At 70.3% G+C, this 17,071-nt stretch carries 12 protein-coding genes, 2 pseudogenes and 1 CRISPR repeat array (1 of these 15 cut by a window edge); of the genes and pseudogenes, 6 read left to right on the top strand and 8 right to left on the bottom strand.

The features are described 5' to 3' along the window. Window positions 1-451: a CRISPR direct-repeat array (repeat unit 28 nt; unit sequence GGACCACCCCCGCACGCGCGGGGCCCAC) (it extends 65 nt beyond the left edge of the window). A 257-nt stretch (window positions 452-708) separates the two neighbouring features. The 3 genes and pseudogenes from FF041_RS14280 to FF041_RS14270 form a co-directional block, all read right to left on the bottom strand. Beyond that, window positions 709-969: a hypothetical protein gene (locus FF041_RS14280; RefSeq protein WP_323391858.1), complete on the bottom strand. Its 261-nt coding sequence runs from the start codon at window positions 967-969 to the stop codon at window positions 709-711. Window positions 970-1,045: 76 nt separating this feature from the next. Then, window positions 1,046-1,141: pseudogene (locus FF041_RS14275) on the bottom strand (DUF397 domain-containing protein); the annotation flags it as partial. 257 nt (window positions 1,142-1,398) lie between these two features. Beyond that, window positions 1,399-1,791 carry an ATP-binding protein gene (locus FF041_RS14270; protein WP_153523197.1) on the bottom strand — a complete coding sequence of 131 codons (393 nt, stop codon included), beginning with the start codon at window positions 1,789-1,791 and terminating at the stop codon, window positions 1,399-1,401. A gap of 273 nt (window positions 1,792-2,064) precedes the next feature. Between FF041_RS14270 and FF041_RS14265 the strand changes: the two genes are divergently transcribed. Both FF041_RS14265 and FF041_RS14260 read left to right on the top strand, forming a co-directional pair. Next, complete coding sequence (locus FF041_RS14265; RefSeq protein ID WP_153523196.1) at window positions 2,065-3,147, top strand: helix-turn-helix domain-containing protein; 1,083 nt, start codon at window positions 2,065-2,067, stop codon at window positions 3,145-3,147. 19 nt (window positions 3,148-3,166) lie between these two features. Further along, window positions 3,167-3,739, top strand: a pseudogene (locus FF041_RS14260) (HD domain-containing protein); the annotation flags it as partial. Window positions 3,740-4,755: 1,016 nt separating this feature from the next. On the opposite strand, the gene FF041_RS14255 reads toward FF041_RS14260, so the two are convergent. Further along, on the bottom strand, window positions 4,756-5,610 hold the full coding sequence (locus tag FF041_RS14255; RefSeq protein ID WP_153523195.1) for a hypothetical protein: 855 nt from the start codon (window positions 5,608-5,610) through the stop codon (window positions 4,756-4,758). A gap of 42 nt (window positions 5,611-5,652) precedes the next feature. After that, complete coding sequence (locus FF041_RS14250) at window positions 5,653-6,780, bottom strand: hypothetical protein (RefSeq protein WP_323391857.1); 1,128 nt, start codon at window positions 6,778-6,780, stop codon at window positions 5,653-5,655. Between the two features lie 830 nt (window positions 6,781-7,610). On the opposite strand from FF041_RS14250, the gene FF041_RS37870 reads away from it, so the two are divergent. Continuing rightward, the gene (locus tag FF041_RS37870) at window positions 7,611-9,116 is read left to right on the top strand and encodes an alpha/beta hydrolase (protein WP_194292030.1); all 1,506 of its coding nucleotides are present in this window, start codon (window positions 7,611-7,613) and stop codon (window positions 9,114-9,116) included. A gap of 261 nt (window positions 9,117-9,377) precedes the next feature. On the opposite strand, the gene FF041_RS14245 is transcribed toward FF041_RS37870, so the two are convergent. Both FF041_RS14245 and FF041_RS14240 read right to left on the bottom strand, forming a co-directional pair. Then, window positions 9,378-9,881, bottom strand: coding sequence for a GNAT family N-acetyltransferase (locus tag FF041_RS14245; RefSeq protein ID WP_153523194.1), 504 nt, complete (start codon window positions 9,879-9,881; stop codon window positions 9,378-9,380). Window positions 9,882-9,892: 11 nt separating this feature from the next. After that, a complete protein-coding gene (locus tag FF041_RS14240) occupies window positions 9,893-10,108 on the bottom strand; it encodes a DUF397 domain-containing protein (protein WP_153523193.1) in 216 nt (71 codons plus the stop codon). 197 nt (window positions 10,109-10,305) lie between these two features. On the opposite strand from FF041_RS14240, the gene FF041_RS14235 reads away from it, so the two are divergent. Next, window positions 10,306-12,300: an amidohydrolase gene (locus tag FF041_RS14235; protein WP_153523192.1), complete on the top strand. Its 1,995-nt coding sequence runs from the start codon at window positions 10,306-10,308 to the stop codon at window positions 12,298-12,300. A gap of 103 nt (window positions 12,301-12,403) precedes the next feature. Here the strand turns inward: FF041_RS14235 and FF041_RS14230 are convergent, their stop codons facing one another. Then, complete coding sequence (locus tag FF041_RS14230) at window positions 12,404-14,743, bottom strand: MMPL family transporter (protein WP_153523191.1); 2,340 nt, start codon at window positions 14,741-14,743, stop codon at window positions 12,404-12,406. Between the two features lie 496 nt (window positions 14,744-15,239). On the opposite strand from FF041_RS14230, the gene FF041_RS14225 reads away from it, so the two are divergent. Then, window positions 15,240-15,932 carry a class I SAM-dependent methyltransferase gene (locus tag FF041_RS14225; protein ID WP_153523252.1) on the top strand — a complete coding sequence of 231 codons (693 nt, stop codon included), beginning with the start codon at window positions 15,240-15,242 and terminating at the stop codon, window positions 15,930-15,932. A gap of 54 nt (window positions 15,933-15,986) precedes the next feature. Then, window positions 15,987-17,071: pyridoxal-phosphate dependent enzyme (locus tag FF041_RS14220; protein ID WP_153523190.1), on the top strand; the 1,085-nt coding region annotated here is incomplete at its 3' end.

The following is a 17,071-nucleotide window of genomic DNA, read 5'->3' as shown; positions in this document are numbered from 1 at the left end:
CACCCCCGCACGCGCGGGGCCCACAGCATCCGGGCCCGAGAGAACGACCTGAACCTTGGACCACCCCCGCACGCGCGGGGCCCACGCCTGGAGGTCGAGCGCCGCCTCGGCGAGCCCCGGACCACCCCCGCACGCGCGGGGCCCACCTGTGCGGGGATGCCGATCGGTCCGGGAACGGGGGACCACCCCCGCACGCGCGGGGCCCACCACTACGGGCCCGCGTCTGCCGCATGCGACTGAGGACCACCCCCGCACGCGCGGGGCCCACAGGGCCATGAGATAGCCGGCGGCGGGGTCCTGGGGACCACCCCCGCACGCGCGGGGCCCACGACTGGGGGCAGGCTTTCGCAGCCTGGGAGGGAGGACCACCCCCGCACGCGCGGGGCCCACCGGCCATGACCGTCCGCGCGCCGTTCGGCCCATGGACCACCCCCGCACGCGCGGGGCCCACCCTTCCTGACCTGCGCGTTCACATCGCGGAGTAGCGGTTTTCATTCACTTGCGAGCAGTCGGGCATCGGGGCCTCCCGGTGTGAAGAGGTGTCAGGCGCAGTCTGATGAGCGGGTGAGGAAACGCGGTCCTTGTCCGTCAACTCTCCCATGAATACGCCCCCTTGGAGGCATCCCCTGTCAGGGATCCCTGCCCGGGGGGCTACCCCTGCACGTTCCTGGGCGGCTCGTGGATCTGCGCCCACAACGCGCATGTGGACTACCGGGCGTTGTCGGCGCACCTTCCGCAGTGGCAGCCGACCGGGATAGACGTGGACTCCAGGACCACCGTCGCACCGGGGCGAAGGTGCTCGCCCAGCGTCCGAGCGCAGGACTCGATGTAGGTCAGGTCGGGCATGCCGTCCCGCAACGGGGTCGGCACAGTGATCACCGCGATGTCGAAGCCGGCCAGCGCGGCAGCGCCGGCGGTCGCGGAGTAGGCCCCGGAGTCCAGCGCTGCGCTCAGCCGCGAGGAGTCCACGTCCCGAGGTGCCAGGCGCAGTCTGATGGGCGGATGAGGAAACGCGGCCCATGTCCGTCAATTCTGCGTTGAAGCGCAGTTCGCGACCGGAGCCCTCGGGCTTGCTGTCGCGCACGACGAATCCGCCTGCGGTCCCGGGGATCGCGCTGACCTCGACGCACGCTCCGTGCTCGCCGCCGCAGAACCGTTCGAGCTACGCGTCAGGGAAGGGGAGTTCGTAGAGATCGTTCATGGGCGATGCCCTTCTGGTGAGTGGTGTACGGGCCCGTCATGACCATTCTCGGAGGGGGACGGGAGGAAAAGCCCGACTGGCCCTGCGCGTCACGGCTTGGGGAGGACCGCCCATGCGAGGGCGCCGGTGAGCGCGAGCACGGATATCGCGTAGGCGATCAGTTCATTTCTCGGATTCACGGCAACGCTCGTGGAGCGCTACGAGGTCCGGAAGGCGCAGGTGATGACCTTCCCGGTGGCGGTGATCGTGGTCTCCCAGTGCTCGGTCAGCGCATCGACCAGGAGGAGCCCTCGCCCGGCCTCGGCGGAGACGGATCCGCTGCGGAGGGTCGGCGGTGCCATGACGGTATCGCTGACTTCGACGAGGAGCTTTTCGCCTTCCTGGCGAATCTCCAGATCGCAGACGCCTTGGGCATGCTCATGAACATTGGCCAGTAGTTCACTGACGACAAGGGCCACGTCATCAGAGATCGAGTCGAGGCCGCACTCCTGCAGAAAACTTATGACAGTGCGTCGGATACCACCGATCTCCGAGGGCTTCGCGGTGAGGCTCATCGTCATATCGGGTGGTTTTGTAGCCGCCTTGCTCACAGGGTCGCACCTTCGGGGTAGTGGAACACCCGGCCCAGGCGGGGAGAATCGCGACCGGATGTCGCCTCCAGGCCCGCCGTGCAGAGCGATGAGCACACGGCCGACCTGGCGGCGGCGGTATCAGAGCCTGGTTCACTCAGGTCTGTGTGGAATCCGCAGCTTGACCGTATGGCTGTGCTGAATGCAGTAACACTGACTACGGGTACGTGTTGAGGTAGCCGATCACTCGGGAGCGTCATGAACGCTAGAGCGTCTGCACGGCGACGTGCGGTTATGCCCAGCATCGCGGGCTTTGTTCTGCGCATGGCACGCGAGAGCATTCCCGCAGGAAACGGCTCGCGTACACAGGCGGGGATGGCAGAAGCGCTTCGTGTCGATCTTGGGACGGTGCAAGGCTGGGAATCTGGGCGCAGGCCGCTCGCCAACATGAAGGCCGGTTCGCTGCTTGCACTGCGACGGCGGTTGCCTGCGTTCGGCGCAGATCCACAGGTTGTCCGGCTTCTGGAAGCCGCGATGGACGCAGATCGGGTCATCGAAGCCGGCCTTGCCGGACCGGACCGGGATCCTGTACATCCTCTCGGTCAGTGGGTCCATACCCGCGAAACTGCACACATGATCGCGTGGGCGCTGACCGGCACGCCCCCACCGTCCCTCGCGCATCCGACACCTTCCCGCCGTGGGCCTGTTGCGAAGGGTCCGCTCCTCCCAGTGCCAGAGCGGACTGCGTTCTTCTCGCATTTGAGAACCGCAGCTGAATCCGCTTCCCGGATCGAGGAGTCAGGTGTCCTTCTGGGTCGTCAGGCGCTCTATCTGACCTCGTATGACCAGAGCGCTGACGCGGCATCATGGACAGCTCATGCTCTCCACGCCCGCCGTGGTGTCCTGGGTGCACGTGGATGGACACCCCAATGGGCAGAGGCGCGCTCGACCGCTGCTGCATTGGCCCGCCTCGGTGATCCTCAACCTTTGCTCGACTTCATCGAGCGATCGGTGATCGACGATGATGTGGCGGAGGCCGCGAACCTCACCTACTGGGCCTACTGGTTAGGGGCCTTGGCGGAGCCTCATGCGAATGATCATTTCATGCGCGACCGAGGTTTGGCTGCGTGGGACCCAATAACTCTGATGCGATGCCTTGTGTACGGGATTCACCAAGCTCCCGGCTATGTTGACCTGTACATCCACTCGCTGTGGGCACTACTCACAGCGCATAGGTGGCTTCCGATGGCATCACCCGAGATTGCTGGTCAACTCAGCGAGCGAGCGTTGCAGCTCTTGGACAGCGGCCGGATCTCTTCACGATCAAAGCGGGAACTCAGCGCTGTGTACTACGTTCTGCATGAGAACCGCACGTGACAGACCGGAGGGCCACCACATGGCGGACGACACCGAACACGCGAGGGGCACCACAGGCTTCCTGCTGGAGATGGGTGTGCTCAAGCGGGCCAAACGAACCGGCTGGTGGATCGCCGGTGTCAAGGATCCCGAGACCATCGCCGAGCATTCTTTCCGGACCGGAGTCATCGGTGCGGTGCTCGCCATGATGGAAGGTGCCGACCCCGCGAAGGTGGCTCTTCTCTGCCTGTTTCACGACACACAGGAGACCCGCGTCAGCGACATCCCTCATATCGGCCGCCGTTATCTGGAGGCCGCGCCGAACGAGAAGGTGACCGCCGACCAGGTGTCCGCCGCTCACCCGGCGGTACGTGCGGGCGTGCAGCGAGTCGTTCACGAGTACGAGAACGGCGATTCCCTCGAAGTGATCGTCGCGCATGACGCCGACAAGCTCGAATGCCTCATCCAGGCCGTCGAGTACCGCGAGCAGGGTTGCCAGAACGTTCAGCCCTGGATCGACAGCAGTCTCGCCAAGCTCAAAACCGCCTCGGCGCAGGAGCTTGCCGTAGCAGCGCTGAAGATGAACTCGCTGGAGTGGCAGCAGGTCTACCTCCGTGGCCAGCAGCCCGTGGGAGAGGCGCCCCCACACGCGCGGGGACCACAGACCGAGACTGCCTCTGTCACCGGAGTTGAGGGGAACACCCCCGCCCGCGCGGGGACCATCCAATCCAAGAACATGTAGCCCAGCGTCGGCAGGGGACACCCCCGCACGTGCGGGGCCCACTCTCTCAGCTGTTCGGGAGGCCGATCACACAGGGGACCATCCCCGCACGCGCGGGGCCCACTTGCGGACGCAGTACCCGTTCTCTCCGGCCCACGGACCATCCCCGCACGCGCGGGGCCCACTCGGCAAGCATTATCCGGGCGGTCGGAGATGCAGGACCATCCCCGCACGCGTGGGGCCCACGGCCGAGGAACTGCTCGGCGACGGGCTGGAGGCGGACCATCCCCGCACGCGCGGGGCCCACCCTTCCTGACCTGCGCGTTCACATCGTGGAGTAGCGGTTTTCATTTACTTGCGAGCAGTCGGGCATCGGGGCGGGCCTCCCGGTGTGAAGAGGTGCCAGGCGCAGCCTGATGGACGGGTGAGGAAACGCGGCCCGTGTCCGTCAACTGTCCCATGAACACCGCCCCTTGGAGGCGCCCTCGTCAGGGATCCCCCGGGGGCTGTCCCCACCCCCGCACACCGGTTCCCCGGATGGGCCGGAGAACCGGGAGCGGCGAGGGTTCATGGCATGACGACGACCTATACCGCACGGGCTCTCGCTCTCACGCTCTCCGGGGCCGCCGCACGCTTGCCTGATCCTTCACGGGAGGCCCCCCAAGGCCACACCCGCCGAAGTTCCGCGTTGTGCTCTGCCGATGCTGTCCGCTGACAAGATCGGCGCGCTCCGAGCCCCAGAGGGGCAGTGGCCAGTGATGGCGAGTGCCCCTTCAAATAGGCCCCGACTGTACGACCGGAAGGCGGCGAATCCGAAGGGCGCTCGCCGCGAGTCCCCAGTGCCAGGCCCTTTGCCGGGCCTTGGCCAAGGCCGGTCCGCCACCCGCACGGCACAGGCTCGGGGTGGTCTATTCCGTCAGGCGCGCGATGAAGGCAGGGGCGAGGATTCGGACGCGGTCCTCTTCGAGGGAGCCCGCAAGCGCCTTGACAGCCATATCGACGCCGGGGGTGGCACGCCCGCCAAAAAGCTGACGCAGCTTCTCCAGCCCGTCCGCCGCGACGTCGCCCACGCGCGGGTCGTTGCGCAGAACGGTGAACGTTTCGGAGACCTGTTGTGCCTTGGTGGTCATCATGATGCGCAGGACGTCACCGGCGTCCTTGTCGGTCAGGCGGTCCGGACGCTTCTCGGCCTGGCTGAGCCGATCGGTGATCTTGAAGGCTTTGGCGACCAGGAGGGCTGCGGGGCCTGCGACGTTGACCGTGATGGAGCAATCGTCGGCAGGGTCGAGGCTGCGGACGGGCAGGGGGGAACGGTCCACGGCGGCGACCTCAAGGCCCTCGATCCAGCGCGCGGACATCGTGCCGTGCGGCGGGACCTTGGCGCTGCGACGCCCGTTCTTGGGAGAGAGCTGCCGGGGGATGAGGAGATCCAGCTCCACCGGGACAACCTGGTCGCCCACGGTCTCCTGCCGTTCCCAAAGCCCGGGTTCGCTCTCCTTCTTCAGCCTGAAGCCGGCCTCGCGCAGGGATGCGTCGAGAAGTGGCTGGTCCTCAAGAAGTGCGGGGTCGATGCTCAGGTCGCCGTCGGAAGTGAAGGGCGAGTTGCGGATTGCCGCGTCCGGGGTGCGCAGGTAGACGGCCTGCGCACCCACGACAGTCAGGGCATCGAGGTGAGGGCTCAACGCGACCAGACCGTCGAGGAGAACGCGCCGGGCCACCACCGTCAGCTGATCGGGGTCGATGCCCTCCGGAACCTGTGACATGGCGCCTCGTGCTCTCGTCGGCTTGCGTCCTGCGTTGCGATCTTAGTGCTGGACGGGCCGTGTCTCGCCGTTGTTCTTGGAAGCGCGCCACTTCTCGGGATGGCGTTCCATGAACTCCAGGAGCGCCTCTCCCTCGGCAGGCATCCGGCCGGGGCCGGCCAGGCAGTCGAGTGCCGCTTGGCTGGGCGCGACGTACTGCACGCCGTCGACGAATTCGGCCCGTCTTCGGACGAAGGAATCCGGCTCGTTCAGCAGCAGGACGTCCGCGCCGTCGGTGACGGGGAGGAGTCCGAGGTCATCGGCCACGTCGTCGACGTTCAGCCAGGACGCGACGTAGAGCATCAGCTGGCCTCCCACGGCGACCTGGACAAATCGCTGTGCGGCGTAGGAGCCGGTGACCGAGAGACCGTCGACGTACTCCGTGGAAAGCTGCGGGATCTGTTGCAGTAGGGCCGGTACACCGTTGGGAGCCAGCACTCCCCGGTACGACCCATGGGAGAGGAGACTGGTCTCCTGGGCCCGTGCGCGCAGAAGCTGAGCCCAGTCGACTTCCGTGATGGTCCGCCCTTGGCGGCGGATCAGGAGCTGGTCTTCAAGGGTGTCCAGGAGCCGGGACACGTAGGGAAGGCTCAGCGTGGAGACTCGGTGCAAGTCGGTGGCTCGGTGAGGTGGCGGCACATCGGCCAGGAGCCGCACAAGACGGCCTGCCTTCGGGCCCGCCAGAGTGGTCCTGCTGGATTCCCGCGGCGCTGACCGCGGCGCCTTCTCGGCTCCTACTGTGTGGATGATGATGGCCGGCCGCGACACACGGATGCCGACATTGCCGGTCAGATCCAGGTACGCGATGCCGTTCTGCCGCAACAGCTCACGGGCCTGGGACGAGATCCATGGCGCGATGACCAGCAGATTCGTGTAGTGATTGACCTCGCGGAGCAGCTGCACCCTGGGCACCAGCCGCTCCATCACGAACCGTGGTGGTACTGCCCGCACTGCTTCCACCAGCAGTTGCGTGAAGGTGCTGTCCCCCTCCGCCCTTACCTCCAGGAGGGCATCGAAGACCTTGCTCTTATTCGGGCGCTGTGTGACCTGCCACTCCGGCCCCAGCAGGCTGTTCAGGGCTTGGATGCCCTGTTCCAGCAGGTGCGCCTCTCTGATCAGCGGAGATTCCACCAAACCATTATCACACGCCATGCAGGCAAACTTGCTTAGGCTGATGACTTTACTGCCTCAGTAAAGTCATCGATTCAGGCAACCTTTCCTAGATATCGCGCTTGCCTGAGCCGGGCAACTTGGCCACTCAAGCAACTCGACTGCGGTATCGCGGCACCCGTACGTCCTCAGGCCGTCCTCCCCAATACCTGCCGGGGCCCCGCCGGGCAGCATCCCAGACCGCTCTGCTCCGAGCCTGGCGAAGCGCGGCGGCATGGCTGGTGCCAGCCTGGATCGCACACGTTCAGGCCGCGCGCCGCAACCGCCGCAGGGCGCCGAGCCGACCAGAAGCGCTCGGCCGACGAACCCGCTGCGGGGGCTCGGCAGGCTAGCCCTTCCCTGGCATCCGGCCCAGCGCCGGGCCCCGCGCGACCTGGGCCACCCTCGCACGCGCGGGGCCCATGCGAAGGGCGGGAAGGAGTGTGACGAGTTCCCCGGGCCACCCCCGCACGCGCGGGGCCCACACGCGCCAGAAAAGAACTCAGACGGTCCGCACCGGACCATCCCCGCACGCGCGGGGCCCACCCTTCCTGACCTGCGCGTTCACATCCCGAAGTAGCGGTCTTCATTCACTTGCGGGCAGTCGGGCATCGGGGCCTCCCGGGGTGAAGAGATGCCAGGCGCAGCCTGGTGGCCGGATGAGGGAACGCAGGTCCATGACCGTCAACTCTCCCATGAGCACGGCCCTTTGGAGACACCCCCCGCCAGGGATCCCCCCGGGGGCTACCCCCACCCCCGCACACCGGCTCTCCGGATGGGCCGGAGGGCCCAGGGTGGCGAAGCTTCATGGCATGACGACGACCTATACCGCACGTGCTCTCGCTCTCACGCTCTCCGGGGCCGCCGTGGCCGCCGCGCTTGTCGGGGTCGGGGGGACCGGGGCGCAGGCCGAGGCGGTTACCAAGGCGGGGCCCAACTGGGAGCCGTGTGTGTATGAGCAGGGGCCGCGGGATCAGGAGTGTGGTGAGTTGGAGGTGCCGGTCGACTATAGGGAGCCGGGTGGGCGGCAGATCAGGGTCGGGGTGTCGCGGCTGCCGAGTGAGCGGGGGGCGGAGAAGCGGGGGACGCTGCTGGTCATCGCCGGGGGGCCCGGGTCGTCCGGGGTGCAGCGGCTGGCGCAGAAGGGGGAGGCGCTCCGGGGGGAGTTGGGTGGGGCGTACGACATCGTCAGCATCGATCCGCGTGGGGTCGGGCGGAGTACGACCGCCGGCTGTCGGCTGGCGGACGAGGACCGGGATCTGGTGAATCTGCGGGCCTGGCCCGGGGCGGACGGGGATCTCACCGGGACCGCCGCGCGGTCGCGGCGTACCGCCGAGGCGTGTGAGCGGCATGGCGGGGACGTGCTCAAGAGTTTCTCCAGCGCCAACCAGGTGCGGGACATCGAACGGTTCCGGCAGGCGCTCGGGGTGGAGAAGCTCTCCGCGTGGGGGATCTCGTACGGGACCTATGTCGGCGCGGCGTACGCCCAGAAGTACCCCCACCGCACCGATCGCTGGGTCCTCGACACCAACGGCGACCCCGACCCCCGGCGCGTCGCCCGGGGCTGGCTCGCCAATACGGGCGCGGCGGTCGAGGGCCGGTTCGCCGACTTCGCCCGCTGGGCCGCCGATCCGGCGCGGGAGAGCGAGGGGCTGCGGCTGGCTGAACGGGCCGAGGGCGTACGGCCGTTGGTGATCGAGCTCGCCGCCCGGCTGGACCGGACGCCGAAGAAGACCACCACCCCGGGTGTGCCCCTGACCGGCAACCGGCTGCGCCAGGCCCTCCAGAGCTACCTCTACAGCGACCGGTTGTTCGACGAGCTCGCCCGGCTGATCCGGGAAGCGGGGCATCCGAAGGGCGCCCCGGAGCTCCCGGGCGAGCTCGCGAAGCCGGTGTCGGACGAGGCCGCCGCCGTCACCATGGCCGTCGTCTGCAACGACGTCCGCTGGCCCGGGAAGCTCTCGACGTACGAGCGGGCCGTGGCCGCCGACCGCGTCCGGCACCCCCTCACCGCTGGGCTCTCCGGGACCATGCTGCCCTGCGCCTTCTGGAAGGCCCCCGCCGAGAAGCCCGTCCGCATCACCGATGACGGACCGTCCAACATCCTGATGATCCAGAACCGCCGGGACCCCTCCACCCCGCACTTCGGCGCTCTCAAGATGCGCGAGGCCCTCGGAGAGCGGGCCCGGCTGGTGACCGTCGAGCGCGGCGGGCACGGGGCCTATCTGGGGGAGGGCAACGCCTGCGGGAACAGGAAGGTGACCAGCTTCCTGCTCACGGGGCAGCGGCCCGAGAAGGACATCAGCTGCGAAGGGTGAGGGGGAGGAGTGAGGAGTGAGGGGGAGGAGTGAGGAGTGGCAAGGGGCGCCCGGGACGGTATCCACACCGGGCTCGGCGGTCCGCGTCCGTCTGCCGCGGACTCGTGCACCCGTATGTCACGGGCCCGTACCCCCGTACGCCACGGGCCCGTGCCCCCACGGACCCGTACCCCCGTGCCCCCGTACCCCCGTCCCGTGCCGCCCGAGGTCCGACATGCGAAAAGATATCCACAGGCTGTGGATGAATTCCGCACGCCCCACTCACTCCACCCGGCCCGCCCAGGTGATCCGGTAGTACGTCAACCGGTCGTCCTCCCCTGCCGGACTCATCCCCGCCGCGACCATCACCCGCTGCGAGGCGACGTTGCCGAGGTCGGTGTCGCCCCGTACGCAGGCGATGCCGTGCCGCCGTGCGAACTCCAGCAGCGCCCGCAGCGCCTCGGTGGCGTACCCCCGGCCCCGGGCCGCCGGGATCAGCCCGTATCCGATGGTCACCGTGGCATGCTCGTCCGGCGGTCCGTGGAACCCCAGCCCGCCGATCGCCCGGCCGTCGCCCCGGCGGCGTATCTCATACGCCCCGAACGGCCGAGGGTCGCCGTGCTCCGCGCAGACGCCCAGAAAGCGCCGAGCCCCGGTCACATCCCCGGCGTCGGGGTATCCGTCCGCCCACAGCGCCCCGTCGTCCGGCTCGCGGGACGCCAGCCGCCGGGCCTCGGAGGGGCTCAGCGGGTGGAGCAGCAGCCGGGGGGTCAGGAGATCGCTCATGCGCATGAGTGTCAGGGATGGCCGCCCTGGGCCACGAAATGGTCGAACTCCCCTGCCTTGACCCCCTGGAGGAACGCGGCGAGCTTCGCGCGGTCCGTGGTGACGACGGTGCCGGGGTCATCGCTCTCGCGCACCAGAATGCTGCCGTCGTGCTGGGCTATCTCCACGCACTCCGGCCCGTCCCCGCCGGGGAACGACGACTTCTGCCACTGGATGAATCCGCTCATGTCTCCGTACTCTTCCAGACTCTTCCAGACGGTCGGGGAACGTGTGTGCGGCCCAGCAAAGGCTCCGCCGGGGCCAGACCGGGGCCGGACCTGGGCCGGACCAGGGCCCACCCTCCCCGCCGAGCGGGCATCCGGCCAGCCCCCCCGCCGTCAAAAACCGTTGATCACAACGGAGTCGAACGCCCAGGATGCCGCCTATGACTCCCCCCGATCTCTCCCGTCGCCGAGTCCTCTTCGCCGCGGGCGCGGCCGGCACCGCCGCCGTGCTGACCTCCTCCACCGGCACCGCCTCCTCCCTCCGGGGGCGTGGCTCCGCAGCCCTCGTCGTCCACAACGCCCGGGTGCTGACCGGGGAACGCCACGCCCGCCCCCAAGAGGCCATCGCCGTCGGCCGGAACGGAACCGTCCTCGCCACCGGGCCGTCCGCCGTCATTCGGCGGCTCTCCGGGCCCGGGACCGATGTCGTCGACGCGTCCGGCGCCACCGTCATGAGCGGAATCGTCGACGCCCACGCCCATCCGATCGGCGCGGGCACGCGGTCCCTCAAACCGTCGCTCGACCATGAGCAGTTCACCGTCGAACAACTCCTCGAAACCCTCCGGGGGTTTCTCGCGGAGAGCGCCAGCGGCGAACCCGACGGCTGGCTCTCGGCCGTCGACTGGAACCCGGTCGGACTGCTGCCCGCCGGGACCGTCCCCCACCACCGCATCCTGGACGAACTCCCCACCCGCCGTCCCGTCGCCCTCCTCGGCGGCGACGGCCATACGGCCTGGGTCAACCGGCGCGGACTCGAACTCGCCGGCATCACCGCCGAGACCCCCGACCCGCCGGGCGGCGAGATCGTCCGCGACCCGGACGGCTCCCCCACCGGGCTGCTCAAGGACGACGCCATCCATCCGGTGACCCGGCTGATCCCCGAAGCCGAGGGCGAAGAGCTGCACGCCGCCGTCGCCAAGGCCCTCAGCCACGCGGCGGCGCAGGGCGTCACCGCTTTTCTCGACGCCGGTGTCACCGAGTTCGAACTGGACGTGTACGCCGCCCTCGCAGGCTCGGACCGGATGATCCAGCGCGTCGCCACCGCCCTCAGGCTGTCGCCCGAGGAGGTGAGCGACCCGAAGGAGGCGCTCCGCTGGGTGCGGGAGATGCGCGGGACCCACGGCGGGACGCCGAAGCTCCACTTCGGCACGGCGAAGGTGTTCCTGGACGGGGTGATCGAGCATCCCACCCGGACCGCCGCGCTCCTCGATCCCTACCTCGACCGCGACGGGCGGCCGACCGGTGACCGGGGCGATCTGTACGCCACCGCCGCCGAGTTCGCCGCGCTCGCCCGGCTCTTCGACCGGCACGGCTGGCAGCTGCACACCCACGCGATCGGCGACCGCGCCGTACGGGTGGCCCTGGACGGCTACGAGTCAGCCCGCCGCGCGGGCGGCAGCCGGGGCAACCGGGGCAGCGGGGGCAACCGGCACACCATCGCCCACCTCCAGCTCGTCCACCCCGACGACTACCCGCGCTTCGCCCGGCTCGGCGTGGTGGCCTGCATGCAGCTCCAGTGGGCGATGCGGGACGTGTGGACCATGGAGGCGCTGCTCCCGTACATCGGCGACGAGCGGCACCGCAGGCTCTATCCGGCGCGCAGCCTGGCGCGGAACGGGGCGGTGCTGGCGGGCGGTTCGGACTGGCCCGTCGATCCGCTGGGGGTGTGGAACCAGATCCGTACGGCCGTCGACCGGGAGGGCGAGTCCGCGCGGCAGGGCGCGCTCCACCCGGAGCTCCAGGGGCTCGGCCGGGCCGCCGCGCTGCGGATGCACACGGCGGGGAGCGCCTACCAGCTCGGCATGGAGCGGCGGATCGGGAAGCTGACCCCGGGGGCGGCGGCGGATCTGATCGTGCTGGACCGGGATGTGACCCGGGTGCCGGTGCGCGAGATCAGCGACACCCGGGTACGGCTGACGCTGGTGGGCGGAGAGGCCGTGTACGACGAGGACTCGACGGCGGGCAAGGCGGTACGGGCGGAAGTCGATGCTGCCGCCACCGCCGCCGTCTCGCTCGCCGCTTCGGCACGGCCCTCCTCGCTGGAGCGGACCCATGGCGGGGGAGGGGGCGCGGGCCAGGGCGTCGGCAGCGGTCGGCACAGCGCGTGCGGGGGCGGCTGCGCACCGGGCGGGGGCCGGGGGGTGGTGAGCGGGTGAGCGGGTGAGTCGACCCGTACGCCCGTACGTCTGTACGCCCGTACGCCCGTGAGTCGGTGAGCCGGCTGGGAGGACGACGCGCCGCCCCCGCAGCGTCCCGCTACTACAGGCGCGAGGGCTGTGCCGGAGCGCCGGGCCCGTCGCCCGCTCCCCGGCCCAGGCCCGTCCCCTCCCCCTCCCCCGCCATGTCATGCCCCTCCGCCTCCAGATGCGGCAGCACCCGGTCCAGCCAGCGCGGCGTCCACCACGCCCGCCGGTCCAGCAGCGTCATCACCGCGGGTACCAGCAGCAGCCGTACCACCGTCGCGTCGATCAGCACACTCGCCGCGAGCCCCAGCCCCAGCATCTTCACCACGATCTCGTCGCTGATGACGAACGCCGCGAAGACGCTGACCATGATGAGCGCCGCGCAGGTGATGACCCGTGCCGTGATCTCCAGCGCGTGCGCCACACTCGCCTTCGGGTCCCCCGTCCGCAGCCATGCCTCATGGATCCGCGACAGCAGAAAGATCTCGTAGTCCATGCTCAGCCCGAAGACGATGGCGAACATCATCATCGGCACATAGCTCTCGATGGGCACCGTGCCCGAGACCCCCAGCGCCGGGCCGCCCCACCCCCACTGGAAGACCGCGACCACGACCCCGTACGAGGCCGCGATCGACAGCACATTGAGCACGGCCGCCTTGATCGCGACCAGCAGCCCCCGGAACACCGCCAGGATGACGAGGAAGGCGAGGCCGACCACCACGGCGATGATCAGGGGCAGCCGTCGGGAGACGATGTCGAGGAAGTCGACCTGGGCCGCCGTCGCCCCCGTGACATAGGTGCGCGCGGCGCTGCCGGAGACCGCCGCCGGGAGGATGTCGTCCGCGAGCCGGTTGGTCAGCTCCGTGGTCCGCTCGTCCTGCGGGGCGGCGACCGAGTAGGCGGTGGCGATCAGTACATCGCCGTCCGACGTGGGCGTCAACGGGGTGATGGCGGCGGCGTCCGGCACATCGGCGAGCCCGTGCTGCGCCTGCGCGGCGAGGGCCGGCCGGTCGGCCTGCGGCACCGCGGACTGGTCGACGACCAGGGTCAGCGGGCCGTTGGAGCCGGGCCCGAAGGCCGCCGACATGGTGTCGAAGGCACGCCGGTCGGTGAACGACTCCGGGTCGGCCCCGTCGTCGATATGGCCGAGCTGGATGGAGAAGAGCGGGATGGCGAGCACGGCCAGGACGACGACCCCGCTGATCAGATACCACCAGGGGCGGCGCTCCACCCGCTGGGCGTACCGGTGCCAGCTGCCCCGGGCCTCCCCGCCCGATTCGCCGCCCGATTCCCCGCCCGACTCGCCGCCCGGCTCGCCGTCGGCCTCGGCGATCGGGGTGCGTACCCGCAGCCGGTCGATATGGCGTCCGGCCAGTCCCAGGAAGGCCGGCACCAGGGTGATCGCCCCGGCCACGGCGGTCACCACGGTGACGGCGGCGGCCAGCCCCAGCGTGCCGATGAAGCCGATGCCGGAGACCCAGAGTCCGGAGAGGGCGATGATCACCGTGCAGCCGGAGAGCAGCACCGCGTGGCCGCTGACGGCCGTGGCCTTTCCGGCGGCGCGGATCGGATCGTCGCCGTTCATGAGGTTCTGGCGGTGCCGGGTGACCAGGAAGAGGGCGTAGTCGATGCCGACGCCCAGACCGATCATCGTGGCGAGGGTCGGCGACACGGTGGCGAAGACGAACGCGGAGGCGAGCAGCCCCAGCAGCGCGAGCCCGCAGATCACGCAGAAGAGCGCGGTGATCAGGGGGAGTACGGCCGCCGCCACACTGCCGAAGCCGATGAGCAGGACGACGATCGCGACGGAGAACCCGACGATCTCGCTGAGGCGGTCGTTGGGCTCGGGCTGGGCGAGTTCGCCGAGCCCGCCGCCGTAGTCCACCTGGACGCCCGCCGCCCGCAGCGGCGCCACAGCCGAGTCCACGCCCTGGAGGTAGTCCCCGCCGAGGGTGGACGGCGGGACGCTGAAACGGACGGTGATGTACGCCGTTCTGCCGTCGTCGGAGAGCGGGCCGACGCTCGGGGCGCTGGGGACGGTGAGGGGGTCCTGCGCCGCCAGTACGTCCGGCAGTCGCTGGAGGGCGGCGACAGCGGCGGAGAGCTGGCCGCTGACGGCGGTGAGCGGGCGGTCGTGGTCGCTCAGCACGATCTGGGAGCTGTAGCCGCCGGCCAGGGGCTCATGGGCCTTGAGGACGTCGAGGCCGTGCTGCGACTGGGTGCCGGGGAGGGAGAAGTCGTCGGAGTACTCGCCCGCGTAGCTGTGGTGCAGCACCTGGAGCCCGGCGAGGGCCGCGAGCCAGAGCATGATGACGACGACGGCGTGCTCGGCGCACCATTCGCCGGTCCGGCGCAGCCACCCCTTGCGGGCTGGGGAGGAGGCGGTTTTGGGCTCCGGGGCTTGCGGCTGCGGCATGCGTGCTCCCGGTCTTCGCGTACTCCCGGCGGTCCTGCCGGCCCTTTGGCGTGCGGCACCCCGGCCGGTGGGCGTCGGCTCGTGGCTCGCGGTCCCTCCGGCGGGTTCCGGGCCTCTCCCGGCGGCCGGCCCGGCCGGCCCGGCCGACCCGTTGTGTACGGCGGACCGGGCCGCGCCGACATCTCGCATTCAAGCCCGGCCCGGACGCGGCGGCACGCCGGGGCGGGGGAACGGGTGACGGGAGCGGCCGGAAGCAGTTTCATCCGCCCGGGAACTCCGCACCGTCGCCGCCCGACTACTCGGGGGACGGACGACGACACGGTTGCGAGGAGGTCGGTGCACGGTGAGCGGGAACATCCACGGTCTGCCGGAGACGGACGACGAGCGGTACGGGCGGCACGTCGGCCGGGACGGGCGGGCCGGGCGCGATGAGCACGACGAGCGGGAAGGCGACTGGTACGCCGACGACACGCTCTGGACCGACTTCGCGCCCGCCATGTTCTCCGGGGAACGCGCGGACTCCGTCGCCGCGCTCGTCGCCTCCGCACGGCTGCTGGACTTCCCCCAGGGAACCCGGGTCCTCGACCTCTGCTGCGGCCCCGGCCTCTTCCTCGTCCCCCTCGCCGCGCGCGGCTACAAGGTCACCGGGGTCGATCTGAGCCCCGCCATGCTGGACCGGGCCCACGACGCCTGCGACCGGGCCGGGGCCGCCGTGGACCTCGTCCGCGCCGACATGCTCGACTACGCCGACCCCGGCGCGTACGACGTGATCCTCAACGTCTTCACCTCCTTCGGCTACTTCGCCGACCCCGCCGACAACCTCCAGGTCCTGCGGAACGCGCGCCGCAGCCTCGCCCCCGGCGGGCGGCTGATCGTCGACGTCATGGGCAAGGAGGTGCTCGCCGGGTGGATCGGCCGTCCGCAGGCCGTCGATCTGCCGGACGGCGGCTATGTCATCCAGCGCGACACCGTGCTCGACAGCTGGCGGCGGCTGCGCACCGAATGGACCCTGGTGCGCGGCGACACGGCCCGCACCTCCACGATCCACTCCTTCCTCTACAGCGCCGCCGAGCTCCACGATCTCTTCCTGGCGGCCGGGTTCACCGAGGTGGAGTGTTTCGGCGACTTCGACGGCGGCCCCTACGACCAGCACTCCCGCCGGCTCATCGTCCAGGGCCGCACGGGCTGAGACCGGCCGCCGCACCCCCCACTCACCCGCGCCCTACCGGAGGACACGTACGCCATGACCCAGCTCTCCGCAGCCGCCGCCCCCGCCCCAGCCATCGCCGAAGTCGTCGCCGAAGCCACGGCGGGACCGGGGACCGCGCCCGTCGCCGTGCACGACCACATCACCGACGCCCTCAAGGACCCCGCCCTCATACGGCTCTCCGGCTCCGTCGTCCTGGCCCGGTTCGAGACGATGAAGGTGTACGCGGCCCTCGGGGCCGTACGCACCCTGCTGGAGACCGGGAAGGTCGTCCCCGGGCAGACGCTCGTGGACAGCTCCAGCGGCATCTACGCGCTCGCGCTCGCCATGGCCTGCCACCGCTACGGGATGCGCTGCCACATCGTCGCCTCGACCACCGTCGACGCCACCATGCGCGCGCAGCTCGAAGTGCTCGGCGCGACCGTCGACCGGATGCCGCCGTCGCAGAGCCTCCGGCTCGACCAGGAGCGCCGGGTGCGGCATGTGCGGTCGCTGCTGCGGCAGCGGCCGGACTTCCACTGGATGCGGCAGTATCACGACGAGGTGCACTACGCGGGATACCGCGAGTTCGCCGCGCTCGTCGGCGCGGCGCTGCCCAGCGGGCCGATCACCGTCGTCGGCGCGGTCGGCACCGGGTCCTCGACGGGCGGGCTCACCGAGGCGCTGCGCGGCGGCGGGCGCGAGGTGCGGCTCGTGGGGGTGCAGCCCTTCGGGAGCGTCACCTTCGGGAGCGAGGGGTTCAGCGACCCGGAGGCCATCATCGCCGGGATCGGCAGCTCCATCCCCTTCGGGAACGTACGGCACGAGCTGTACGACACCCTGCACTGGCTGGACTTCCGGCACGCCATGACCGGGGCCGTGGAACTGCTGCGCCGCCACGCCGTCTTCGCCGGGCTGTCCACCGGGGCCGCGCATCTCGTCGCCCGCTGGGAGTCCGAACGGCAGCCGGACACCACCTATCTGGTGCTCGGGGCGGACACCGGACACCGTTACGCCGAGCGGGTCTTCGCCCGGCACTCGGAGGCGCCGGAGCCGGGGTCGCTGCGGCCGGTGCGGATCGGGAGGCTGGGGGAGCTGAGACCGCCGTGGTCGGTGATGGAGTGGGCGGGCCGGGCGGCCCC

It is taken from the genome of Streptomyces jumonjinensis (assembly GCF_009600885.1).
GTDB lineage: Bacteria > Actinomycetota > Actinomycetes > Streptomycetales > Streptomycetaceae > Streptomyces > Streptomyces jumonjinensis.
This window is presented reverse-complemented; position numbering and strand designations above follow the sequence as displayed.